The 22,739-nt window shown below is 72.4% G+C and carries 20 protein-coding genes; 11 read left to right on the top strand and 9 right to left on the bottom strand.

Annotated features, from left to right (window positions below):
- Nucleotides 1-4 precede the first annotated feature (4 nt).
- Entirely contained in the window at nucleotides 5-283 is a 279-nt protein-coding gene (locus tag M3677_RS14210; RefSeq protein WP_251160866.1) for a protealysin inhibitor emfourin, read from the top strand.
- Here M3677_RS14210 and M3677_RS14215 read toward each other — a convergent pair.
- The 3 genes from M3677_RS14215 to M3677_RS14225 all read right to left on the bottom strand — a co-directional run bounded on the left by M3677_RS14215 (nucleotide 273) and on the right by M3677_RS14225 (nucleotide 3,935).
- Nucleotides 273-2,519 (bottom strand): ATP-binding domain-containing protein, encoded by a 2,247-nt coding sequence (locus tag M3677_RS14215; RefSeq protein WP_251160867.1) that lies wholly within the window; start codon nucleotides 2,517-2,519, stop codon nucleotides 273-275. The genes M3677_RS14210 and M3677_RS14215 overlap by 11 nt on opposite strands.
- A gap of 208 nt (nucleotides 2,520-2,727) precedes the next feature.
- Complete coding sequence (locus M3677_RS14220; RefSeq protein WP_251160868.1) at nucleotides 2,728-3,564, bottom strand: aldo/keto reductase; 837 nt, start codon at nucleotides 3,562-3,564, stop codon at nucleotides 2,728-2,730.
- Nucleotides 3,564-3,935 (bottom strand): FKBP-type peptidyl-prolyl cis-trans isomerase, encoded by a 372-nt coding sequence (locus M3677_RS14225; RefSeq protein WP_058728797.1) that lies wholly within the window; start codon nucleotides 3,933-3,935, stop codon nucleotides 3,564-3,566. Before M3677_RS14225 ends, M3677_RS14220 begins: the two co-directional genes overlap by 1 nt.
- 245 nt (nucleotides 3,936-4,180) lie before the next feature.
- Here M3677_RS14225 and M3677_RS14230 point away from each other — a divergent pair, with 245 nt between their 5' ends.
- On the top strand, nucleotides 4,181-5,497 hold the full coding sequence (locus M3677_RS14230) for an MFS transporter (protein WP_251160869.1): 1,317 nt from the start codon (nucleotides 4,181-4,183) through the stop codon (nucleotides 5,495-5,497).
- 176 nt (nucleotides 5,498-5,673) lie between these two features.
- The gene (locus M3677_RS14235; RefSeq protein ID WP_251160870.1) at nucleotides 5,674-6,762 is read left to right on the top strand and encodes a YihY/virulence factor BrkB family protein; all 1,089 of its coding nucleotides are present in this window, start codon (nucleotides 5,674-5,676) and stop codon (nucleotides 6,760-6,762) included.
- A gap of 103 nt (nucleotides 6,763-6,865) precedes the next feature.
- Here the strand turns inward: M3677_RS14235 and M3677_RS14240 are convergent, their stop codons facing one another.
- The 3 genes from M3677_RS14240 to M3677_RS14250 form a co-directional block, all read right to left on the bottom strand.
- Nucleotides 6,866-8,350: an aspartate ammonia-lyase gene (locus tag M3677_RS14240; protein ID WP_251160871.1), complete on the bottom strand. Its 1,485-nt coding sequence runs from the start codon at nucleotides 8,348-8,350 to the stop codon at nucleotides 6,866-6,868.
- A 125-nt stretch (nucleotides 8,351-8,475) separates the two neighbouring features.
- Nucleotides 8,476-8,772, bottom strand: a complete 297-nt coding sequence (locus M3677_RS14245) for a hypothetical protein (protein ID WP_066653232.1) — start codon at nucleotides 8,770-8,772, stop codon at nucleotides 8,476-8,478.
- 55 nt (nucleotides 8,773-8,827) lie between these two features.
- Nucleotides 8,828-10,084: an inorganic phosphate transporter gene (locus tag M3677_RS14250; protein ID WP_081984745.1), complete on the bottom strand. Its 1,257-nt coding sequence runs from the start codon at nucleotides 10,082-10,084 to the stop codon at nucleotides 8,828-8,830.
- A 116-nt stretch (nucleotides 10,085-10,200) separates the two neighbouring features.
- Between M3677_RS14250 and M3677_RS14255 the strand changes: the two genes are divergently transcribed.
- From M3677_RS14255 to M3677_RS14265, 3 genes are all read left to right on the top strand, one after another.
- A complete protein-coding gene (locus tag M3677_RS14255) occupies nucleotides 10,201-11,889 on the top strand; it encodes a sodium:proton antiporter (RefSeq protein WP_251160872.1) in 1,689 nt (562 codons plus the stop codon).
- 349 nt (nucleotides 11,890-12,238) lie between these two features.
- Nucleotides 12,239-13,648, top strand: a complete 1,410-nt coding sequence (locus M3677_RS14260) for an ABC transporter permease (RefSeq protein WP_251160873.1) — start codon at nucleotides 12,239-12,241, stop codon at nucleotides 13,646-13,648.
- A gap of 47 nt (nucleotides 13,649-13,695) precedes the next feature.
- Nucleotides 13,696-13,995, top strand: a complete 300-nt coding sequence (locus M3677_RS14265) for a hypothetical protein (RefSeq protein ID WP_066653223.1) — start codon at nucleotides 13,696-13,698, stop codon at nucleotides 13,993-13,995.
- Here M3677_RS14265 and M3677_RS14270 read toward each other — a convergent pair.
- A complete protein-coding gene (locus M3677_RS14270) occupies nucleotides 13,992-14,498 on the bottom strand; it encodes an 8-oxo-dGTP diphosphatase (RefSeq protein ID WP_251160874.1) in 507 nt (168 codons plus the stop codon). The genes M3677_RS14265 and M3677_RS14270 overlap by 4 nt on opposite strands.
- Before the next feature lie 84 nt (nucleotides 14,499-14,582).
- Here M3677_RS14270 and M3677_RS14275 point away from each other — a divergent pair, with 84 nt between their 5' ends.
- Both M3677_RS14275 and M3677_RS14280 read left to right on the top strand, forming a co-directional pair.
- On the top strand, nucleotides 14,583-14,933 hold the full coding sequence (locus tag M3677_RS14275; RefSeq protein ID WP_066653218.1) for a tryptophan synthase subunit alpha: 351 nt from the start codon (nucleotides 14,583-14,585) through the stop codon (nucleotides 14,931-14,933).
- Between the two features lie 35 nt (nucleotides 14,934-14,968).
- Complete coding sequence (locus tag M3677_RS14280) at nucleotides 14,969-15,859, top strand: aminodeoxychorismate lyase (RefSeq protein ID WP_251160875.1); 891 nt, start codon at nucleotides 14,969-14,971, stop codon at nucleotides 15,857-15,859.
- 138 nt (nucleotides 15,860-15,997) lie between these two features.
- Here M3677_RS14280 and M3677_RS14285 read toward each other — a convergent pair whose 3' ends face one another.
- Nucleotides 15,998-17,197, bottom strand: coding sequence for an amidohydrolase (locus M3677_RS14285; protein WP_251160876.1), 1,200 nt, complete (start codon nucleotides 17,195-17,197; stop codon nucleotides 15,998-16,000).
- Nucleotides 17,198-17,307: 110 nt separating this feature from the next.
- Between M3677_RS14285 and M3677_RS14290 the strand changes: the two genes are divergently transcribed.
- Nucleotides 17,308-18,540, top strand: coding sequence for a Fic family protein (locus tag M3677_RS14290; protein WP_066653211.1), 1,233 nt, complete (start codon nucleotides 17,308-17,310; stop codon nucleotides 18,538-18,540).
- Complete coding sequence (locus M3677_RS14295; RefSeq protein ID WP_066657945.1) at nucleotides 18,537-20,708, top strand: S9 family peptidase; 2,172 nt, start codon at nucleotides 18,537-18,539, stop codon at nucleotides 20,706-20,708. Before M3677_RS14290 ends, M3677_RS14295 begins: the two co-directional genes overlap by 4 nt.
- Nucleotides 20,709-20,815: 107 nt before the next feature.
- Here the strand turns inward: M3677_RS14295 and M3677_RS14300 are convergent, their stop codons facing one another.
- Nucleotides 20,816-22,354 carry a CYTH domain-containing protein gene (locus tag M3677_RS14300; RefSeq protein ID WP_251160877.1) on the bottom strand — a complete coding sequence of 513 codons (1,539 nt, stop codon included), beginning with the start codon at nucleotides 22,352-22,354 and terminating at the stop codon, nucleotides 20,816-20,818.
- A gap of 60 nt (nucleotides 22,355-22,414) precedes the next feature.
- On the opposite strand from M3677_RS14300, the gene M3677_RS14305 reads away from it, so the two are divergent.
- Nucleotides 22,415-22,687 (top strand): mycoredoxin, encoded by a 273-nt coding sequence (locus tag M3677_RS14305; protein WP_066653207.1) that lies wholly within the window; start codon nucleotides 22,415-22,417, stop codon nucleotides 22,685-22,687.
- Nucleotides 22,688-22,739 lie beyond the last annotated feature (52 nt).

Genomic DNA, 22,739 nt, shown 5'->3' on the forward strand with positions numbered 1-22,739 from the left:
GAGCATGCACATCGTCGTCCGCCGCAGTGGTGGGTTCGCCGGGCTCTCGCGGGGCTGGCGGATCGACACCGACTCGTGCGACGACCCGGACGCCTGGGACGACCTGGTCGGCGCCCTCCCGCGCGAGGCCCCGGCGCGGCGGCGGCAGGCGGTGCCCGACGACTTCACGTGGACGGTGAGCGTCGCCCGCACCACCGTCACGATCCCCGGCAGCCAGCTCGACGGCGCGTGGGCGGCCCTCGTCGCGCGGGTGCGCGACGAGGGCGAGCCGATCAGTCGGTGACGTCGACGACGACCAGCCGTCGCGTCGGTCGCGTCATCGCCACGTAGACCGCGGCCGCGGCGCGTGCCGCGTCGGCGCCGACCCGGTCCGGGTCGACGAGCAGGACGCCGTCGAACTCGAGGCCCTTCGCGTCCGCTCCCGAGAGCACCGTGACCGACCCCGGCCGCGGTGAACCGAGCCCGCGGACGTCGGCGTCGGTGCGGGCGAGTCGGTCGCGGACGGCGGTGAGCTCGGCCTCGGGCACGATGACGCCGATCGTGCCCGAGCCGATGCGCTCCCGCTCGGCGTCCACGTGCTCGGCGACCGTGTCGAGCAGCGCCGCCCGGGGCACGGACACGCGGTCGACCGGGTCGCCGTCGCGCACGGCCTCGGTGCGCGTGACCGCCAGTCCGGCGGCGTCGGCGAACGCACCCGCCGCCTGCACGATGGAGCGCGGCGTGCGGTAGTTGACCGTGAGCTCGGCGATCCGGTGGTCGAGCGGCACCACGGGCGCACGTCCGCGACGGCGGCGTGCGAGCGCACCGACGACGTCGTCCCACGTGCGTGCGGCGGCCGGCGAGGAACCCTGCGCCATGTCACCGACGATCGTGAACGACCGCAGCGGGTTCCGGCGGGCGAGGACCCGCCACTGCATCGGTGAGAGCTCCTGGGCCTCGTCGACGACGATGTGCCCGTAGGTCCACTCGCGGTCCTCGGCGGCGCGCTCGGCCGTCGTGCGTGGATCGCCGCCCTCGGCGAAGGACCCCGCGACCTGCTCGGCGGAGACGATGCCCTCGACGCCCATGTTCTCGATCGCCTGGCGGGCGTTCTCGATGTCGCGGTTGCGGCTGGCCTTGGCCGCGCGCTTCGCGGCACCGCCGGTCGGGTCGAACGGCCCGAGGAGCTCGGCGGCCTCGTCGAGGAGCGGGACGTCCTCGATCGTGAAGCCCGCGCCACGCGGTCGCTGGAGCAGTGCGCGGCGTGCGGGTGTCCAGTCCGGCGTGAGCGAGGCGAGCCAGTTCGGGCGCGCGTAGAGGTCCTCGAGGAACTTCTCCGGCGGCAGCGGCAGCCACGCGGTGTTGAGCAGGACACGGGCGTCGTACGAGCTGCGGATGTCCTCGCGCAGGACCTTCTCGTCGGCCTCGTCCACCGTCGTGCCGCGGGCGCGGAGCTGGTCGGCGAGCAGGCGGGTCATCGCGTCGAGGGCGATCTTGTTGAAGGTCACCCGGGCGACGTTGTGCGGCTTCCCGCGGTCCTGCGCCCGCTTGAGGGCGTCGGCGACGAGCTGCGGTGGCACCGTGAGCCGCTCCCCCTCGACGTCGAGCACGACCGACTCGGTCGGGACGACCTGGCGGGAGCGGACGGCACGGCGGAGCAGCGACGCCATCTGCGCCGAGCCCTTCACCGCGGCGACGTCCCCGTGGTCGTGCATCGTCGCGTGCACGCCCGGGTACAGCGACCCGAGCGAGGCCATCACCACGCCGGTCTCGCCGAGCGACGGCAGCACCTGCTCGATGTACGTCAGGAACGCCGGGGACGGCCCGACCATGAGCACGCCGGAGCCCCGGAGCCGGTCGCGGTGCGTGTAGAGCAGGTACGCGGCGCGGTGCAGCGCCACGGCGGTCTTGCCCGTACCGGGGCCGCCCTGCACGATGAGGACACCCTCGAGCGCGGAGCGGATGATGCGGTCCTGCTCGCCCTGGATCGTCGCGACGATGTCGGTCATCCGACCGGTGCGCTCGGCGGTGACCGCCGCGAGCAGCGCTCCCTCGCCCTGCAGGTGCGTGCGCTCGTCGTCGTACAGGGACGCGTCGAAGACCTCGTCCTCGACGTTCACGACCGTGCGACCCTCGAGCGTCAGGTGACGGCGGGCGCGCATGCCCATCGGGTGCGCTGCGGTCGCCTGGTAGAAGGCGCTCGCACCGGGGACGCGCCAGTCGAGCAGGAGCGGTCGGTGCTCGACGTCGCGGAGGCCGACGCGGCCGATGTACCGGAACGTGTCGTCGGGCGACTCCGGCTCGGACACCTCTAGCCGACCGAAGACCAGGCGGTCGCCGACGCGGTCGAGCGTGGCGATCGTGTCCTCGTACAGGCGTGCGTAGGCGTCACGCTCGCTGCGGCTCTGGTGGTTGCCGCCGACCGCCTGGCGGCGGGTCTCGGCGAGACGCTGCTCGGCCTCGGACGTCAGCTCGTCGAGACGGGTGAAGAGACCGTCGACGTAGCTACGTTCGCGGTCGGTCTCGGTCGGTTCGGACACACGCCACCCTTCGGGAAACAGGGGTGTCCAGTGTAGTCCCGCCGGGCGACCTCCGGGGGCGACGAGACGCACGGGCGACCGGGGGACGGACGGGAGGCGCGGTGTCGGCCGACACCCCTCCCTCGCAGGCTCGGTCGGCGCGCCCCGCGCGACGCTTCGCGTCGCCGCTCAGCGGGGCGCGCCCGTCCGTCCGTGGGGGCGGCAGCCCCTACATCTCCTCGTGCGTGTCCGGGTCGCCGTCCCAGAGACGCCCGCGCTCGAGCCCGGAGATCGCGCGGACCTCGTCGTCGGTCAGCGCGAAGCCGAAGACGTCGAGGTTCTCCCGCTGCCGGTCCGCGTCGCCGGACTTCGGCACCGGGACCGCGCCGAGCTGGACGTGCCAGCGCAGCACGACCTGGCCGGGCGTCACGCCGTGCGCGGCCGCCGCGTCGAGGACCGGCTGCTCGGTGAGCAGCTCGGACTGCTTCGCGAGCGGGCTCCAGCTCTCGGTGACGATGCCGTACTCGGTGTGCACCTTGCGGAGCTCGGCCTGCGGGAAGTACGGGTGCAGTTCCACCTGGTTCACCGCCGGGGCGACACCGGTGGCGTCGATGATCGCCTTCAGGTGCTCGGGCGTGAAGTTCGAGACGCCGATCGAGCGGACCTTGCCGCTGTCCCGGAGGTCGACGAAGGCCTTCCACGTGTCGACGAACTTCCCGACCGACGGGTTCGGCCAGTGGATGAGGTACAGGTCGACGCGGTCCAGCCCGAGGTTGCCGAGCGTCTCGTCGATCGAGCGGTGTGCCTCGTCGTAGCCGTGGTGCCGCCCGGGCAGCTTCGACGTGACGACGAGGTCCTCGCGGTCGACCTCCGACTCGCGCACGGCGCGGCCGACGGCGTCCTCGTTGCCGTAGTTCAGCGCGGTGTCGAGCAGCCGGTAGCCGCTCGTGATCGCCGCGCCGACCGCTGCGGCGCCCTCGTCGCCGTTCAGCCCGTAGGTGCCGAGGCCGAGCTCCGGGAAGCGGTGGCCGTCGTTCAGCTCGATGGTGGGCGCGCCGACCTGCATCAGCGGACCCCGAGCAGGTCGATGATGAAGATGAGGGTCTTGCCGGAGAGGAAGTGCCCGCCGCCGGCCGGGCCGTAGGCGAGCTCCGGCGGGACGGTGAGCTTGCGGCGCCCGCCGACCTTCATGCCGGGGATGCCCTCCTGCCAGCCACGGACGAGTGCTGCGAGCGGGAAGTCGATCGGCTCACCGCGGTTCCACGAGCTGTCGAACTCCTCGCCGGACTCGTACTCGACGCCGGCGTAGTGCACCTTCACGGTCGAGCCGGGCTGCGCGACGTCGCCGTCACCCTCGACGATGTCGGTGATCACGAGCTCGGTGGGGGCCGGGCCCTCGGGGGCGTCGAACTCGGGCTTGCTGTTGAGGTCAGTCATGGCGTCAGTCAACCAGCTGGGGTGTGGTGGCTTCCCCGGCGGCGCGGGTGTCTCGCTCCCCGCGAACGGGCACGATCCGTCACGCTCAGCGGACGAACGCGACACTTTCCGCCCGCTCGCGTCGCCCGAGCCCGCAGATTCCGCCCGCTCGCGTCGCCGGAGTGCGCAGATTCCGCCCGCTCGCGTCGCCGGAGCCCGCAGATTCCGCCCGCTCGGGGCGGCGCAGGCCGCAGAATGGTTCCACCGTGACACGACCTGACACCGCACCCCGCCGCCGCCTGCTCGCCGACCTCACCCCGCTCCGCCGCTCCCCCGCGTTCGCGCGGCTCTGGGCCGGCACGGCGATCGCCGGCATCGGCACGCAGATGACCACCGTCGCGGTCGGCCTCGAGGTGTACGAGATCACCCGCTCGACCTTCGCGGTCGCGCTCGTCGGCGTGATCGCCCTCGTCCCGATGATCGTCGCCGGGCTCTACGGCGGGATGCTCGCGGACGCCTTCGACCGGCGGCTCGTGGCCCTCGTGTCCGCGATCATCGCCTGGGCCGCGGTCGCGCTCATCGCCACGCACGCCTGGCTCGGGCTGCACAGCGTGGCGCTCCTCTACGTGCTCGCGACCGTCAACGCCGTCGCCGCGACGGTGAGCAACGCCTCGCGTTCGGCGATCGTCCCCCGGCTCGTCGGGACGGACCTGCTCCCGGCGGCGAGCGCCCTCGGTGGCATCGCGTCCGGGTTCCAGGTGACGGTGGGCCCGGCGATCGCCGGTGTCCTCATCGCGAGCGTCGGCTTCGCACCGACCTACACGATCGACGTCGTGCTCTTCACGTTCGCCTTCCTCGGCGTCTTCACCCTCCCCCGGATGGCGGCGGAGCACGACGCCCTCCGCCCCGGGCTGCGCTCCCTGGTCGAGGGTGCGCGGTTCCTCAGGCGGTCCCGCAACATCACGATGACGTTCGTGCTCGACATCGTCGCGATGACGTTCGGCCAGCCGCGCGTGCTCTTCCCGGCGATCGGGGCGCTGGTCATCGGCGGCGGGTCGATCACGGTCGGCACCCTGACCGCCGCCTACGCCGTCGGCGCGCTGCTGTCGAGCGTGTTCTCCGGCCCGCTCGGGCACGTGCGACGCCAGGGCGAGGCCGTCGGCTGGGCGATCACGGCGTACGGCGCGGCGATCGCGGCGTTCGGCGTCGTCATCGCGGTGGCGCACCTGCTCGGCGGGCGGTCCGGCGAGGCCTTCGGCGTCGAGATCCTGCCCGCACTCGGACTCGCGGCGCTGTTCCTCGCGGCGGCGGGCGGCGCGGACAACGTCAGCTCGGTGTTCCGGAACACGATCCTGCAGGCGGCCTCGCCCGACGGGATGCGCGGACGGCTGCAGGGCATCTTCATCGTGGTCGTGACCGGCGGCCCGCGCCTCGGCGACCTGTACGCCGGCCTCGTCGTCGCGGCCGGCATCGCGTACCCGCCGATCATCGGCGGCGTGCTGATCATCGGCCTCGTGGCACTGCTGCTCCGGCTGGTGCCCTCCTTCCGCCGGTACGACGCACTCGACCCGCACGCGAACTGACCGGCGGGTGCCGGCCCCGTCAGGTCCGAGACTCGGCCTGGCGGACGAGACTCGCGCGCGGGAACGGCGAATTTGTCCGCGGGGCCGAGTCTCGTGCACCTGCCCGAGGACGGGAGGCGCGTGGCGGTGCCGCACCGCGTCTCCCGGCCGTCGTGGGGTCGGGTACGGTACATCGCATGCCCGACAGCGCCTCGCGCGACCTGCAGCGGACCGGCGTCCGCGCGGTCGTCCGGCGCACCTACCACTCGGTGATCCGCCACCGCGTCGTGGACGCCGCGGCCTCCCTGACGTTCTTCGCCCTGCTGACCGTGTTCCCCGCGGCGCTCGCCGTCGTGTCGGCCCTGTCCGTCGTGGACCGGCAGGGCGACAGCCTGACCGACATCATCCAGGTGCTGGGCTTCATCGTCCGTCCCGAGACCGCGCAGCACCTCGAGGGGCCGCTGCGCCAGCTGCTGACGCTCGACAACCCGTGGGTGGGCTTCTCGATCGGGCTCGTCCTGACGCTGTGGTCGCTCTCCGGGTACGCCACGGCGTTCGGACGCGCGATGAACACCGCCTACGAGGTCGAGGAGGGCCGGCGGATCTGGAAGTTCCGCAGCATGATGCTCCTCGTCACGTTGCTCGTGATGGTGGGCGGGGCGATCGCGATCGTCATCCTGCTCGGCACTCCGACGATCTCGGCGGCGATCGTCCGGCAGCTGGGGTTGGCACCGTGGATCGACGACCTGTGGAACGTGGCGAAGTGGCCCGTGCTCGCCGTCGTCCTCGTGGTGATGGTGGCGGTCCTCTACTACGCGACGCCGAACGTGAAGACCCCGCAGCTGCGGTGGGTGTCGGCCGGAGCGGCGTTCGCGATCGTGACCTGGGCGGTGGCGACCCTCGGCTTCTCGATCTACGTCGAGACGGTCGGCGGCAGCGGGAACCGGGCCTACGGGTGGCTCGGTGGCGCGATCCTGCTGCTCGTGTACCTGTACATCTCGAACTTCGTGCTCGTCGTCGGCGGGGAGCTCGACTCCGAGGTCATCCGGATGCGCCAGCTCCTCGCGGGCATCGAGGCTGACGAGTCGATCCGACTGCCACTCCGCGACGTCACGCGGAACTTCACGCTCGCACGCTGGCGCGACCAGGACATCGCTGCGGCGCACCGGGTCCGGCTCGCCGCGCAGCAGCGTGCCGAGGACGAGCACGAGGAGCCCTCGCCGACCGAGGAGCACCTGCGCGCGATGTCGCACCAGGTGCGGGTCGGCGAGCCCCCGCTGCCCTAGGCTCCAGCGCTCGCGCGGCGCTCCGCACGACGCAACGGCGGCGACGCCTCGCAGCGTTGTACTGCTGCGCAGTGCCGCCGAGGTTGCGTCCCGCGGGACGGGGTCAGCGCTCGCGCGCGACCCGCTCCGCCTCGGCGTCCAACATCTCCTCGGTGACGATCGGGATCGCCCCCGTCGCGAGCTCGATGCCCGACAAGCGCGCCGGCGACAGGACCCGCTGCACCTGGTCCTCGTCCATCAGCCCCGCCGCCGTGACGAGCGTCGCGATCGGCGTCGAGGTCGTCAACGCGGTGTGCGCGATCGACGCCGCGGCCGCGTAGCCGATGTAGGGCGTCAGCGCGGTGACGACGCCGACGTTGGTGTCCACCTGCGCGGCGAGCTTGGCCTCGTTCGCCTCGATGCCCGTGACGCAGTTCACCCGGAGCGTGGCGCACCCGCTCGCCATCCACTGCAGCGACTGCAGGATCGAGTGGGTGATGATCGGCTCGAAGGCGTTGAGCTGCAGCTGCCCGCCCTCGGCGGCCATCGTCACCGTGGTGTCGGCACCGGCGACGGCGAACGCGATCTGGTTGACGACCTCCGGGATCACCGGGTTGACCTTGCCCGGCATGATCGACGACCCCGCCTGGCGCGCGGGCAGCGTGATCTCGCCGAGCCCCGCCTGCGGCCCCGACGCGAGCAACCGCAGATCGTTGCAGATCTTCGACAGCTTGGCCGCGCTGCGCTTCACCGTGCCGGACAGCGTCATGAAGGCACCGGCGTCACTCGTCGCCTCGATCAGGTCGGGTGCGGTGACGATGTCGAGCCCGCTCGCGACCTGCAGCTGCCGACGGACCTCGTCGCGGTACTGCGGGTCCGCGGTGATGCCCGTGCCGATGGCCGTCGCCCCGAGGTTCGTCTCCGCGAGCAGCGGCGAGACCGTGCGGAGGAGCAGGACGTCCTCCTGGATGGTGTGCGCGAACCCGGTGAACTCCTGCCCGAGGGTCATCGGCACGGCGTCCTGCAGCTGCGTGCGCCCGACCTTCAGGACGTCCTGGAACGCCCGGCCGCGCTCGGCGAACGCGTCGGAGAGCAGTTCGAGCTGCTCGGTGAGCCGCCGCACCCCCAGGATCATCGCCAGCTTGATGCTCGTCGGGTAGGTGTCGTTCGTCGACTGGCTGCGGTTCACGTGGTCGATCGGGTGCAGGTACGCGTAGTCGCCCTTCTCACGCCCGAGGATCTCGAGGGCGCGGTTGGCGAGCACCTCGTTCGTGTTCATGTTCGTCGACGTCCCCGCGCCGCCCTGCACGACGTCGACGACGAACTGGTCGCGGAGGCTCCCGTCGCGGACCTCCTGCGCCGCCTGGTCGATGGCGTCGGCACGCTCGGCGTCGAGCACGCCGATGGCCTTGTTCGCCCGCGCGGCGGCCTGCTTCACGGTCGCGAGCGCCTCGATGAGGTCCGGGTACACGGCGATCGGCACCGACGTGATCGGGAAGTTCTCGAGCGCCCGGAGGGTGTTGATGCCCCAGTACGCGTCGGCGGGGACCTCGAGGGATCCCAGCGAGTCGGTCTCGGTCCTGGTGCGCGCTGCTTCGTTGCCGGTCACCCTGTCGAGGCTAGCCCGTCCGGCCGGTCGGGTCCGGCAGGTGGGCGCGCGTGGTGACCGTCGACGGACGGGAGGCCCGTGGCGGCGTCGCCACGGGCCTCCCGTCCGTCAGGTGGACGTGACCGTCAGTGGAACTGCGGGACGATCAGGTAGATGCCGTAGAGCACGGCCAGGCCGGAGACGGCGAAGCACGCGACGGCGAGCGCGCGGAACGCGCGGACGCCGGGCTGGACGGTGCCGGGCTGGGGGAAGCCGGCCGTGGCGGGGCCGACGGTGCCGTCGTCCTTCACGGTGTACTTGCCGGCGCGCGTGTCGGCGGCGCTCCAGAGGCGCAGGCCGATCGAGTAGACGAGGACCACGAAGCACGCGGAGACGACCGCGACGATCGCCACGGTGAGGAATGCGAACCAGTCGATGCCCATCAGCGGATCCCTCCGCCCAGGGATGCGAAGCTGCGCGAGTCAGTGGCGATGCCCATCAGCGGCGCCCTCCGTTCCGTCCGGCCATGCGGCGCAGGGTGCGCTCACGGCTGAGCTCGGCGCGCCGCTCGGCGACCTGGGCGGCACGCTTCTTGCGCTGCATGTCGCGGAGCTCCTTGCGGGTGAAGACCGCGTTGGCGGCCACGTCCACCTCGATCGCGGCGGCCTGGTCGTGCGGCTTCCGCAGCGACCAGAGGTAGAGCCCGAGGATGACGGCTGCGCCGACGACCGCGTCGATGACGAGTCCCCCGACACCGAGCCGGGCGATGCCGGACGCGATCGCGCCGACGGCTGCGGCGGCCGGCAGCGTGATGAACCATGCGACGACGATCTTGCCCGCCGTCGACCACTGGATCTTCGAGCCACGACGGCCGAGCCCGGCGCCGATGATCGAGCCCGACGACACCTGCGTGGTCGAGAGCGCGAAGCCGAGGTGGCTCGACGCGAGGATGGTGGCTGCGGTGGACGCCTCGGCGGCGAAGCCCTGGGTGGCGCGGATCTCGGTCAGACCCGACCCGAGGGTGCGGATGATGCGCCAACCACCGGTGTACGTGCCGAGTGCGATCGCGAGCGCACACGCGACGACGACCCAGAACTGCACGCCCTGGTTCGCCGACTGCGCGCCCGAGGCGATCAGCGTCAGCGTGATCACGCCCATCGTCTTCTGCGCGTCGTTCGTGCCGTGCGCGAGGGAGACCATCGAGCTCGTGAACACCTGGCCGATGCGGAAGCCGCCGCGCTCGTTCGGGAAGACCGGACGACGGGTCACGCGGTAGGCGATGCGCGTGGCGAGGAGCGAGACCAGCGCGGCGATCACCGGCGACAGGAACGCGGGGATGATCACGACGGTCAGCAGCGCGGCGTAGTTCACGGAGTCGAAGCCGGCTCCGACGATCGCGGCACCGATGAGCCCGCCGAACAGCGCGTGCGAGGACGACGACGGCAGACCGCGCAGCCACGTGATCATGTTCCACACGACCGCGCCGATCAGGCCCGCGAAGATCATCTCCGGGGTGATCGCGACGCCACCGGGGCCCTCGTTGATCAGGCCGTGCGAGATCGACGTCGCGACGGCGGTGCTGAGGAACGCACCGACGAGGTTGAGCACCGCGGCGACCGTGACGGCCACCTTGGGCTTCATGGCACCGGTGGCGATCGGTGTCGCCATCGCGTTGGCGGTGTCGTGAAAACCGTTTGTGAAGTCGAAGAAGAGGGCCAACGCGATGACCAGGACGACTATGAGTGTGATGTCCACCGCGGGCAAGTGTCGCAGCCGATCGGCTCCGGGGCAAACCCTGTCGTCCGCCGCCGCTCCACCCGACCTGCGGGATCGTTCAGCCTGCGAATCATGTCGATGGGAGAATGGACACCATGGACACCGCGGAACTCCTCATCCTGTTGATCGGTTCACTCGCGGTGACCGGCTTCGCGCGGGCCAAGGGGCTGCCCGCGCCGCTGCTCGTCACGGCCGTGGCGCTCGCGGCGTCGTTCCTGCCGGGTCTGCCGGAGATCGAGATCGACTCCGAGGTGATCCTCACCGTCGTCCTGCCGCCGCTGCTCTACTCCGCCGCCCTCGACGTGTCGTGGCAGAGCTTCCGGCAGTCCATCAAGCAGATCCGCCGTCTCGGCATCTTCCTCGTGATCGTCACCGCGCTCGCGGTCGCCCTCGCCGCGTACATCATCATCCCGGACATGGACTGGCCCGCGGCGATCCTGCTCGGCGCCGTCGTCGCCCCGCCGGACGCGGTGTCCGCTGCGGCGATCGGCCGGAAGCTCGGACTCCCCCGCCGGGTGATGACGGTGCTGTCCGGCGAGAGCCTCATCAACGACGCCGCGTCCCTCACCCTCGTGCGGGTCTTCACGCTCATCGCGGCGGGGACGTCGCTGACGATCTGGCAGGACCTCGGCATCTTCGGGCTCGCGATCGGTGTCGGCCTGGCGGTGGGCATCGTCCTCGGGGTCGTGGTCCACTGGATCCGGATGCGCATCAACGACCCGGTCGTCGAGACGATCATGAGCATCCTGCTGCCCTTCGTCGCGTACGTCCTCGCCGAGCACCTCTCCGGCTCCGGGGTCATCGCCGTGGTCACCGCGGGGCTGTACATCGGCTACAACTCGCCGAAGGAGGGCTACGCGACCCGGCTGCAGGAGCGCCCGCTGTGGACGAGTGCGGACGTGATCCTCGAGGGGTTCGTCTTCGCGCTCATCGGCCTGCAGCTGAAGACCGTCGTCCAGAACCTCGTCGAGAGCGACCGCAGCCTGACGCAGACCCTCACCGCGGCGGCCGTCGTCCTGGTCGTCGTGATCCTCGTGCGACCGCTCTTCGTCTTCGAGTCGTACGCGCGCAACCGCTTCAACGGCCGGTGGCTGCGGCCGTTGCGCGTCCGACTGTCCCGCGGTCACCCGTCCCTGCGCTGGCTGCGCGGTTCCGCCGAACCGAAGCTGAACTGGCGGGAGCTCACCGTCATCTCGTGGACCGGCATGCGCGGTGTGGTGACCCTCGCGGCGGCGGTCTCCGTCGTCGGCAACTCGGTCGACGTCAAGGCGCAGGACACCATCTTCGTGATCGCCTTCGTGGTCACCGTCGGCACGCTCCTACTGCAGGGGCTGACCCTGCCGTTCGTGATCCGGGCGCTGAAGGTGCAGGACCCGGCCGAGGGAGAGGCGGACGTCCGCAGCGAGATGCGACTCAACCAACGCACCACCGAGGCCGCGATCGCCCTGCTCGAACGGAGGCGACCGGCGTGGGCCGAGCAGTACGGCGCCGAGGCATCGGACAGCGTCGTGAACCGACTGAAGGCCCGCCTCGAACGACAGGCCGAGACGTTCCGCCGCGACGCCGAGGAAGAGGAGGTCGAGGACCGGAACGCTCCGCTGCGACTCCGCGGCGCCCAGATCCAGGACATCCGCCGCGAACTGCTCGACCGTCGCCGCGAGATCGTGCTCGAGGAACGCGAGAAGGGCAACCTCGACGAGGAGGTCATGCGCCGCGTGCTCGTGACGCTCGACGCCGAGGAACTCGCGATGGACTCGGCCCAGGCCTCCCGCAGCCGGTCCTGACCCGGCGCTGCCGGTCCCGGGCCGCCGCAGCCGGTCCTGCCCCGGCGCTGCCGGTCCCGGGCCGCCGCAGCCGGTCCTGCCCCGACAGCTCACGGGGCGCGGTGAGCACGCCCGGCGTACCGTGATGCTCCGACCAGCAGAAGGAGCAGAGCGCCGAGTGAGCGAGCCGCGGAACGACGTCCCCAGGAAGAGCGACCTCCCCGATCGTGACGGAGCGCCGCGGTCGTCCGCGCCGAAGCCCCGGCAGACCCGGCCCTCGACGCGGGGCGGTTCGCGGCCACGTCGCGGTGCTCCCGTCGCCGGCAGCCGGAGCGCCGGCAGCCGTGCGGGGCGTGTGCGCCAGGCACCGGTGCCCGAGCCGCAGCGGATCAGCCGGTACCGCCGCTGGTACGGCACGCTCCACCCCTCGCTGCAGCTCATCGGGCTGCAGCTCTGGATGCCGCTGTTCTTCATCGTCGGCTTCTGCCTCTGCTACGTCTTCGCCTTCCACGCTCCCCACCCGCACGACGTCCCCGTCGCCCTGGTCGGCAGCGATCCGACCCTCGTCGCCGCCGTCGGCAAGGCCCTGCCCGGTGAGTACGTGTTCCACACGTACGAGTCGCTGGCCCGCGCGAAGCAGGACGTCCTGGCCGGCACGATGGCCGTCGCGTACGACCCTTCGGCGAACGAGGTCTTCAAGGCGAGCGCCCACCAGTTCCAGGTCGCCTCGCTCGTCCCCGCGACGCTGACCAGCGTGCTCACCGGGATCGGAGTCGCCGCCCCGACCGTCACCGAGCTCGCACCGCTGCCCGCGTACGACGAGTACGGCACCGTCGCGATGTACGTCATGCTCGCCTGGTGCATCGGCGGCTACATGGTCGCGATGTTCATCGGCATCATGGGCGGTCCGCTGCGGCACCGCACCCGCATGACGGTGATCGTCGTCGGCGGCCTCGTGATCTCCCTGATCACGAACACGCTCGCAGGCCCGGTCGTCGGCGCGATCCACGGGCACTGGATCGGACTCGTCCTCATCGCCTGGGGCTGGATCGTCGCGATCGGTCTCGCCGTGAACGGCCTGAGCTACTTCGTCGGCCGGTTCATCGCCGCGCCCGCGATGATCTGCTTCGTCTTCCTGTCGATGCCGTCCTCCGGCGGCGCGTACCCGAAGTGGTTCATGCCGGAGCCCTTCGCGTGGCTCAACCACGTCGTGGTCGGCTCGAGCATGGTCGACATGATCAAGCACGAGATCTACGGCGTCGGCCCCGGCTTCGGCCGCGGGCTGGTCACGATGGGCTGTTACGCCGCCGCCGGGCTCGTGCTGATGTTCTTCGGCAAGCAGTGGTGGGAGCGTCGTCGCATCGCGGCGATCGTGAACAACCGCACGACGATGTTCCAGGACGCGCAGACCGCGAACCGCGAGTTCCTCGGGAAGCAGCGGGACGCCGAGCTCGAGCGCCACGGACTGACCTCGACCGAGACCGGCACGCTGAGCGTCCTGCGCGACGACGACTGGGAGGACGAGCGTGTCGCCGGCGACGTCTTCACCGGCGGTCGCGACGGGCTCGAGCAGGAGACCACCCCGACCGGACGCATCCCCGTGGTGCGGCAGGCGGACCGGCCCGGCCCGGCCCGACCGGGAGGCTCGCCCAGCGGCCCCCGCACCCGTCCCGTCCCCCGCGTGGACGCGTCCGGTCGCCGCCCGGCCCCGGCGGGATCGCGCACGACGCGGACCGGCGCGCCCGACGAGCGCCAGCACGGACGGCACGCCGAGCGCTGACGCGCGCACGCTCGGCCGCTCCCCGGAGCGCGCGTATCCTGTTCCGCATGCACCCGCGCACCGCCTGGCACCGCGTCCTCGTCACCGCCGTCGTGGCGTTCCTCGTGCTCGCGGCAGCGCTCTACGCCGCGAGCGTGTTCCTCGCCCCCGCCGACGGCCGGAACACCGCCGGGCTGTTCGTCGGCTGGGCGATGTTCGCGGTCCTCGGGGCGATCGCGGCGGGCATCGTCGACTTCTTCGTCCGCCCGCTCGGTGGTCGCAGCGGGGACGCCGACGTCCTCGCCGCCGCGGAGGAGGCGCGCACCGGCAGCACCCGCGTCCAGCAGGGTCGTGCGGGCGCCCGCTAGACGCCTTCGCCGCTGAAGCCCGAGACGGTCGCGTTGTCCGCCGCGAAGGTGAAGCGCGCCGTGACGCTCCCGCCGGCCAGCACGCCCGGCAACCAGTAGCGCGCGTCGTCCCACATCGCGTCGTAGGGCACCGCGTCGACGGGGACCCACCGCGGCTCCAGCTCGTCGCTGCCCGACGGGGTCCCCTGCCAGCGGCGGCAGACGAAGACGTCCGAGCGCTGCGACCAGGACGGTCGGAACGGAAACCGGTAGTCCAACGTGCCACGCGCCTCCAGGTCGTCCGACTCGAGCCGCAGACCGACCTCCTCCGCCACCTCGCGCACCGCTGCCGCCACCGGCGGCTCCCCCGGCTCGCGCTTGCCGCCCGGACCGACGAGGCGCCCGGCCCCGAGCCCCCGACGTTTCTCGCCGAGCAGCACCTCGGCGCCGTCGGGACCATCACGGAGCAGGTAGACGACCACGACCGGGGCGTGCTGGGACTTCGTCTCGTCGCGTTCGGTCACGGTCCCCAGTCTGGCGGACGTGTCCGGTGGACGCTCCGCGCTGGCGTACGATCGCTGGCATGGCAGGCGTGCTGCGGGGGCACCATGGCTGAGCCCCGCAGGACCGGGCGCAGCCTCGAAGTGCTGCGCGCCGAGGCCGCCGAGGAGATCTCGATGATCGTCGAGCACCGCAGCCGTGCAGGCGAGGACCCGTGGGAGTTCATGCCGACGCTCCCGACCGTCGACGAGCAGGTCGTGCTCATCCTCCGCGCCGATGCCGTCGAGCTCGACGCCGCGATCGGGCAGCGCAGCGTGCACTGGGCGGGCCACCCGGCCTCCGGGCAGGGCACCGAGCTCGGCGAGGAGTACCACCGGCTCCGCCGGATCGCCCTGCAGCACCCCGAGCTGACGCCGGCGGTGTGGAAGCTCATGGGCGCGCTCCCCGGGCGCGACTGACGACCACCGACCCGGTGCTGCGGTTGGATGGTGGCATGACCGACACCGTCCTCGCCGTCCTCAACCAGCCCTCGCGCGACGCCGCCCCGCACGACGCCGAGGCCGACGCGTACACGTGGGCGAAGCCGCTCGAGGAGCACCTGCAGGTGCAGGACCTCGGGGCGATCCGCGGCGACGGGGTGTTCGAGACCATCACGGTGGTCGACGGGCGGCCGCAGGCGCTCGAACCGCACCTCGCCCGCTTCGTGCGGTCCGCGGCGATGCTCGACCTGCCCACGCCGGACGTCGACGCGTGGCGCCAGGCGATCGAGGCGGTGTGCGCCCGGCTCGACCCGGTGCACGAGGCCTTCGCGAAGACCGTCATGACCCGCGGCGTCGAGGGCTCGGGTCGACCGACCGGCTGGGTCTACGCGGCACCGTCCGGCGACCAGACGCCCGCGCGGACGGCGGGCATCGCCGTCGTGACGCTCGACCGCGGCTACCGGCACGACGTCGAGCGGACCTCGCCGTGGTTGCTGCAGGGCGCGAAGACGCTGTCGTACGCGGTGAACATGGCGGCGCTCCGCGAGGCCGAGCGCCGCGGAGCGGACGACGCGCTCTTCGTCTCGACGGACGGGTACGTGCTCGAGGGCACCCGCGCGAACCTGGTGATGTCCGTCGACGGCAGGTTCGTGACGCCGCGGACCGACATCGGCATCCTGGCGGGGACGACGCAGGCCGACGTCTTCCGGTTCGCCGAGGGCGAGGGCATCGCGACCTCGTACGAGCTCGTCACGCTGGCCGACCTGGAGGCCGCCGACGCCCTGTGGCTGCTGTCGAGCGTCCGCCAGGCGGCACCGATCCGGTCCGTGAACGGCGTCGCGCGGGAGATGGACCTGCCGATGACCGAGCGCATCAACGACTTCCTGCTGTCCCGCGACGCCTGACGCTCGGCGCCCCCTCCGCGGAACGCAACGTCGGCGGTTGCGCGCAGCGGTACGGCGTTGCGAGCAACCGCCGAGGTTGCGTCTTGCGGACGGGAGGACCGTGGCGGGGCCGCCACGAGCCTCCAGACCGTCATCCGGTCACCAGCGCGGCGTGGTGACGCCCGTCCCGTCGGCCCACTCGTACACGGACGCGCCCTCGATCCAGACGCGCGTCGCGCGGCTGGTCGCGGCCAGCGGGTCGCCGTCCCACAGGACGAGGTCGGCGTCGAAGCCCGGTGCGATGCGGCCGACACGGTCCCCGAAGCCGAGGAAGGCCGCGGGGTTGGTGGTGAGGGCCTCGAGCGCGGTCTGCCAGGGCAGGCCCTCCTTGACGGCCGCCGTGGCCTGGTCGACCAGCATCGCGATCGGCACGACCGGGGCGTCGGTGGTGATGGCCACGCGGACACCGGCGGCGGCGAGCGCCACGACGTTCGGGATGCCGCGGTCGCGGAGTTCGACCTTCGAGCGGCTCGTGAACAGCGGGCCGTAGATCACCGGGACGTCGCGCTCGGCGAGCAGGTCGGCGATCTTGTGCGCCTCGGTGCCGTGGTTGACGACGAGCCGGTACCCGAACTCGTCGGCCAGGCGGAGCGCGGTCGCGAGGTCGTCGTGCCGGTGGACGTGCTGGTCCCACGCGAGCTCGCCGTCGAGCACCCGGACGAGCGTCTCGTTCGTCAGGTCGCGGGTGAACGGCTCCCCCTTCGCGGCGGCGGCCGCACGGGCGGCGCGGTAGTCCTGCGCGGCGACGAACGCCTCGCGGACGACCTTCGCCACGCCGAGGCGCGTCGACGGCGTCCTCCCCTTGTCGCCGTACACGCGCTTCGGGTTCTCGCCGAGGGCGCTCTTGACGCTGACGGCGTCGGAGATGAGCTGCTCGTCGATCGTGCGACCACCCCAGGTCTTGATCGCGACGGTCTGCCCGCCGATCGGGTTGCCGGAGCCGGGCTTCACGACGATGCTCGTGATGCCGCCGGACAGTGCGTCGCGGAACCCCTCGTCGTCGATGTCCACGGCGTCGATCGCCCGCACCGCAGCCTGGTTCGGGTCGGTCATCTCGTTGGTGTCGTTGCCGGCCCAGCCGTTCGCCTCCTCGTGGATGCCGACGTGGCCGTGCGACTCGACGAACCCGGGGACGAGCCAGGCGCCGGCGGCGTCGACGACGGGGAGGCCGGGCGGCGGAGCCACGTCGGGGCCGACGGCGGTGATGCGGCCGTCCTCCACGACGACGGCACCCCCGTCGAAGGGCGGAGCGGTGACGGGGACGACGTGGGCCCCGGTGACGACGAACGAGTTGCGCATGCCACCACGGTACGGCGGAGCACCGTCGTCCCCGCGACATACCGATCCCTGGCGTCCGCGGTCGCGTCCGTCCTACCGTCTCGACACCGACGATCGACGCAGGAGGCTCCGTGTCCCGACCCCGACCACCCTGGCCCGCCCACGACACCGTCGTCCGGCCGTGGCGCAGCGCCACCCGCGGCGACCGGACCGTCCGGCAGACGGCGACCGTCACCGCTTCGGTCCCACCGTGCATCGCCGACGCGCACTGGGAGCCCGACGGAGCGACCGCTGCACTGCTCGACCGGAGCCTGACGGCGCTCCGGGCGCTCGACGAGGACGGCGGAGCCGGTCCCCTGCACCGGCTGCTCACCCGGACCGAGGCGGTCGCGACCTCGCGCATCGAGCACGAGGACGCCACGGCCGAGGACGTCGCCCGGGCGCTGGTGGGCGTGCGCGCGAACACGAGCGCCTCGGTGATGGTGCAGGCCGGGGACGCCCTCGAGCGCCTGGTGCGGGCAGCCGGAGCCGGACACCTCGACGAGACCGCGCTCCTCGACGCCCACCGTGGTCTGCTGCGCGGCGACCCCGTGGACGGCCCGCACGCGGGTCGCTACCGCACCGTGCAGAACTGGATCGGGGGCGGGCGCACACCACGGGACGCCGACCACGTCCCACCGCCGCCCGAGTTCGTCCCGTCGCTCATGGCCGACCTGTTCGCGTTCCTCGCGCGCGACGACCTGCACCCCGTGGCCCAGGCGGCGATCGCACACGCGCAGTTCGAGTCGATCCACCCGTTCACCGACGGCAACGGACGGACCGGTCGCGCGCTCGTCGCGGCGGTCCTGCGGCACCGGGGTGCGACGCGGACCGCGAGTCCACCCGTCTCGTCCGTCCTGGTCGCCGAGCGCACCCGGTACTTCCAGCACCTGACGCAGTACCGCGAGGGACACGTCGACGCGTGGGTGCGCGACGTCGCGATCGCCGTGGGCGCGGGGTCGGACGAGGCGCTCGTGACGGGGCTGCTGCTCGACGAGGTCGCCGCGGACCGTGCGGCGACGACCTGCGCCGCCGGCCCGCACGCGGTGCTCGGGCGGGCGCTCGACCAGGACGCCGTCCTGACGGAGGACCACGCGGAGGAGCTCCTCCGCCGCGCGATCGCGCGGGGCGACGTCTCGGGGACGGCCGAGACGCTGCTCGAGACCACGGTCACCGACCTGTGCCGCGCCGGGGTCCTCCGACCGGTGACCGCCCGTCGCCGTCGCCGTGCGTGGATCGCGCCCGCGGTGGCGGCCGAACTCGACGCCTTCGCCGAGCGCGTTCGAGCAGGTGTCGAGGCCCGGGCGCATAGGGTGGCGTGGTGAGCAGTGAGCACGCCCAGGCCACCCCGCCGACCGCCGCGAAGCGGCCCGTCACGCGGACCCACCACGGCATCGAGTTCGTCGACGACTACGAGTGGATGCGGGACAAGGAGTCACCGGAGACCCTCGCCCACCTCGAGGCCGAGAACGCCTGGACCGAGGCACAGACCGAGCACCTGACCGGCCTCCGCGACCGCATCTTCGCCGAGGTCAAGAACCGCGTGCAGGAGACGGACCTCTCCGTCCCGGTGCGCATGGGCGACTGGTGGTACTTCACGCGGACGGCCGAGGGCAGCCAGTACGGCGTGCACTGCCGCGCACCGATCACCGGCCCGGACGACTGGACGCCGCCCGCGGTCGACGAGGGTGCGACGGCCCTGCCCGGGGAGCAGGTCGTCCTCGACGGCAACGCCCTGGCCGAGGGGCACGACTTCTTCTCGCTCGGCAGCTACGACATCAGCGACGACGGGACCCGTCTCCTCTACGGCGTCGACGTCGAGGGCGACGAGCGCTACACGCTGCACGTGCGCGACCTCACGACGGGCACCGACCTCGGCGACGAGATCCCGGACACCGGCTCCGGCGCGACCTTCGACCCGTCCGGGCGCTACGTGTTCTACCCGACCGTCGACGAGTCCTGGCGTCCGGACCGCATCTGGCGGCACACCGTCGGCAGCGCCACCGGCGACGACGTCGTCGTGTTCGAGGAGTCCGACGACCGCTACTGGGTCGGCGTCGGCGTGACCCGCTCGTCGCAGTACATCGTCATCGAGCTCGGCTCCAAGATCACGTCCGAGGCACTGGTGCTCGACGCCGCCGACCCGACCGGCGAGTTCCGGGTCGTGTGGCCGCGGCGCGAGGGGGTCGAGTACGAGATCGAGCACGCCATCGTCGGCGGGAGCGACCGCTTCCTGGTGCTGCACAACGACGGCGCCGAGAACTTCGAGCTCGTCGACGTCCCCGCCGACGACCCCACCTCGGAGCACGACCGCCGCGTCGTCGTCGCGCACCACACCGAGCGCCGCATCGAGTCCGTCGACGCCTTCGCCGGGCACCTGGCGCTCGAGTACCGGGCCGAGGCGCTCCCCCGCGTCGCCGTCATCCCGATCGAGGGCGACGGCTACGGCGACGCGCACGAGGTCCCCTTCGACGAGGCGCTCTTCTCGGCAGGGCTCGGCGGCAACCCCGAGTGGGAGCAGCCGACCCTGCGCATCGGGTACACGTCGTTCGTCACCCCGTCCGAGGTCAGCGACCTCGACCTGGCGACCGGCGAGGTCACGGTGCTCAAGCGACAGCCGGTCCTCGGCGGCTACGACCCGGCCGACTACGTGCAGGAGCGTGACTGGGCGACGGCCCCGGACGGCACGCAGGTGCCGATCTCGCTCGTCTGGCGCCGCGACGCGGTGGACGCCGACGGCCCGGCACCGCTGCACCTCTACGGGTACGGCTCCTACGAGCACTCCATCGACCCGGGCTTCAGCGTCATGCGCCTGTCCCTGCTCGACCGCGGCGTCGTCTTCGCGGTCGCCCACGTGCGGGGCGGCGGCGAGATGGGGCGGCACTGGTACGAGGACGGCAAGACGCTGACGAAGAAGAACACGTTCACCGACTTCGTCGCGGTCGCCGAGCACCTGATCGAGAGCGGTCGGACGAGCGCCGACCGTCTCGTCGCCGAGGGCGGCAGCGCCGGTGGCCTGCTCATGGGCGCCGTCGCGAACCTGGCGCCGGAGCGCTTCGCCGGCATCCTGGCCGCCGTCCCGTTCGTCGACGCGCTCACGAGCATCCTCGACCCGGACCTGCCGCTCACGGTGATCGAATGGGACGAGTGGGGCGACCCGCTGCACGATGCCGAGGTCTACCGGTACATGAGCGAGTACTCGCCGTACGAGAACGTGCGCGACGACGTGCAGTACCCACGGATCCTCGCCGTGACGTCGATCAACGACACCCGTGTGCTCTACGTCGAACCGGCGAAGTGGACCGCGAAGCTGCGCGAGGTCGGGGCGCCGGTCCTGCTGAAGACCGAGATGGCCGCGGGGCACGGCGGCGTGAGCGGCCGGTACGACTCGTGGCGCGAGCGCGCGTTCGAGCTCGCCTGGTTGCTCGAGGTGCTCGGCCTGGCTGACGTGAACCCCGCGGCGGCCTCAGCGGAGCCGATCGCCGCCGGCTGAGCGCCGCCGCTGCCGATCGTCCCGCGGGAGCAACAGGACTCCACCGGAGTTCGGTGGAGTCCTGTCGCTCCCACGGAATGCTGCGCGACGCAGCGCGCCGAGCCGCGTCAGACGCGGTTGAGTGCCTGCACGGCCTGGTCGTACGAGTCCTCGGCGAGCCGCACGCGGTCCCCCGCGAGCACGCCGTACCCGAACGTCCCCTCACCACCACGCTCGGCGATGCCGGAGTGCACCCGGAGCACGTCGAGGGCGTGCAGGGAGCGCACCCGCTCGGTCAGCACGTCCGCGGCGTCCCCGATGCGCTTCCACAGCGCGTGCGGGAAGGCGTCGTCCCCGAGCACGTCCATCGCCGCCCGGGCGCGGGTCGCAGCGCGCCAGGCGGTCTCGGTCGCCGCACGGTCGGCGGCTTCACGGTCGACAGGGCCGACGCTCTCGTCGTCGTCCCCGACCGCGTTCCGGACCAGGTCACGGACGCGTGGCTTCTCGACCGCCGAGACGTCCTGAGCGACGTGCTTCGGCGACCGGAGCGCCCACGCCGTCGGCGCCGGACGCTCGACGGCGTCGTCGAGGGCGTCGAGGAGTTCGAGGTAGCGCTCGGAGTGCAGGAAGGCCGTGACCTCGCCGACCGCGACGGCACGGCGCTCGCGGGTGGCGGCGAGCACCCGCTCCCGGGTCATCGCGTCGACGAGCAGGTCCTGTGCCGGCGTCGATGCGTGGGGCAGACGCTCCACGAGGTAGTCGGCCAGCGCAGCGCGCGCCGTCACGGCGGCGAGGGCGTCCGCGGCCTCGGCTGCTCGGTCGGTCGCCGGGGTCGCCGGGAACGCAGGACGGTACGAGCCGAGCACGGCGGCGATGTCGAGGGAGGTCCTCGCCGTCTCGCGGAGGTCCGTCTCCGCCCCGGCGCGCAGCTGTCCTTCGAGGGCGAGCAGGGTCGATCGCAGCTTGCGCAGGCGCTTCGTCAGTGCCCGCGCCGCGGTGTGCTTCTCCGGCTTCTCCGCCGTGCGGAGCCGGGCGGCGGGCGCGCCCTCCAAGCCGCGGGCGAGCTTCGAGGTGACCGCCGCGGGGTGCGCGTCGATGTCGGCGAAGCGACCGTCGAGTGCGGCGAAGAGCTCGTGCGCCACCTGTTCGTCGACGCCCTCGGCCACCTCGACCTCGACCTCGCGCCAGGTGCGCGGGGTCGCGGGCGCGTGGTCGTCGAGGCGCTGGGCGACCACGCGGTCGTCGGCGAGTTCGGCGACCTGGTCGTCGTCCTCGTCGAGCAACCGCACGACCGCCCGCGTGGTGGTGATGCGGACGACGGGGCGCAGGCCGCGGCCCCGGCGCTCGGCGAACAGCGCGGCCAGGACCTCGTCGGGCACGGTGTCGGGATCGTCCGTCAGGGCGAAGTGCTGCTCGTGCCGGACGGTGTCCGACGCGGCGCGCTTGATGTGCCATCCCGCGTCCGGGCCACCCGTCCGTCGGCGGACGGTCACCCGCGAGGCGACGAGGTCGTACCGCTCGGTGTCCCAGTAGGTGGCGTCGAGGCCGAACGGCTCCTGGCGCTCCGTCCGGGCGATGCTGCCGACGCCGATGAGGTCCGGCAGGTCGTCGCCCTCGGGCATGTCGTACGTACGCTCGATCTCGAGGTGGGTGTCCGTGTCCGTCACGCGGTCCTGTCTACCAGGGGTCACCGGGGTTCCCCGAACCGGCGGGGTTAGCCTGGGCACATGAGCGAGACAGTCACCCGCGACGCGTTCGTGCCCGAGGCCGGCGGCGTCACGATGTTCACGACGAGCTGGTGCGGCTACTGCGCCCGGCTGAAGAACCAGATGTCGAAGGCGGGCGTGCCGTTCCGCGAGGTCGACATCGAGCAGACCCCCGGCACCGCGGAGCTCGTCGCCGAGGTCAACGGCGGCAACCAGACCGTGCCGACGCTGGTCTTCCCGGACGGCAGCACCGCGACGAACCCGTCCCTGGCCGAGGTGCAGTCGCGCGTCTGACGCGAGGCGCCGACGGCGCGCTGCACAACGAGAAGCGGGGGGGGGGGGGGGG

The organism is Curtobacterium sp. P97 (assembly GCF_023712445.1).
GTDB lineage: Bacteria > Actinomycetota > Actinomycetes > Actinomycetales > Microbacteriaceae > Curtobacterium.

What these genes read in the sequence shown, in the direction of transcription:
- M3677_RS14210 (WP_251160866.1), top strand. Translation starts at nt 5, where the DNA reads ATGCACATCGTCGTCCGCCGCAGTGGTGGGTTCGCCGGGCTCTCGCGG.
- M3677_RS14220 (WP_251160868.1), bottom strand. Translation starts at nt 3,564, where the DNA reads ATGCAGGTCGGCGCGCCCACCATCGAGCTGAACGACGGCCACCGCTTC.
- M3677_RS14225 (WP_058728797.1), bottom strand. Translation starts at nt 3,935, where the DNA reads ATGACTGACCTCAACAGCAAGCCCGAGTTCGACGCCCCCGAGGGCCCG.
- M3677_RS14235 (WP_251160870.1), top strand. Translation starts at nt 5,674, where the DNA reads ATGCCCGACAGCGCCTCGCGCGACCTGCAGCGGACCGGCGTCCGCGCG.
- M3677_RS14245 (WP_066653232.1), bottom strand. Translation starts at nt 8,772, where the DNA reads ATGGGCATCGACTGGTTCGCATTCCTCACCGTGGCGATCGTCGCGGTC.
- M3677_RS14255 (WP_251160872.1), top strand. Translation starts at nt 10,201, where the DNA reads ATGGACACCGCGGAACTCCTCATCCTGTTGATCGGTTCACTCGCGGTG.
- M3677_RS14265 (WP_066653223.1), top strand. Translation starts at nt 13,696, where the DNA reads ATGCACCCGCGCACCGCCTGGCACCGCGTCCTCGTCACCGCCGTCGTG.
- M3677_RS14275 (WP_066653218.1), top strand. Translation starts at nt 14,583, where the DNA reads ATGGCTGAGCCCCGCAGGACCGGGCGCAGCCTCGAAGTGCTGCGCGCC.
- M3677_RS14280 (WP_251160875.1), top strand. Translation starts at nt 14,969, where the DNA reads ATGACCGACACCGTCCTCGCCGTCCTCAACCAGCCCTCGCGCGACGCC.
- M3677_RS14285 (WP_251160876.1), bottom strand. Translation starts at nt 17,197, where the DNA reads ATGCGCAACTCGTTCGTCGTCACCGGGGCCCACGTCGTCCCCGTCACC.
- M3677_RS14305 (WP_066653207.1), top strand. Translation starts at nt 22,415, where the DNA reads ATGAGCGAGACAGTCACCCGCGACGCGTTCGTGCCCGAGGCCGGCGGC.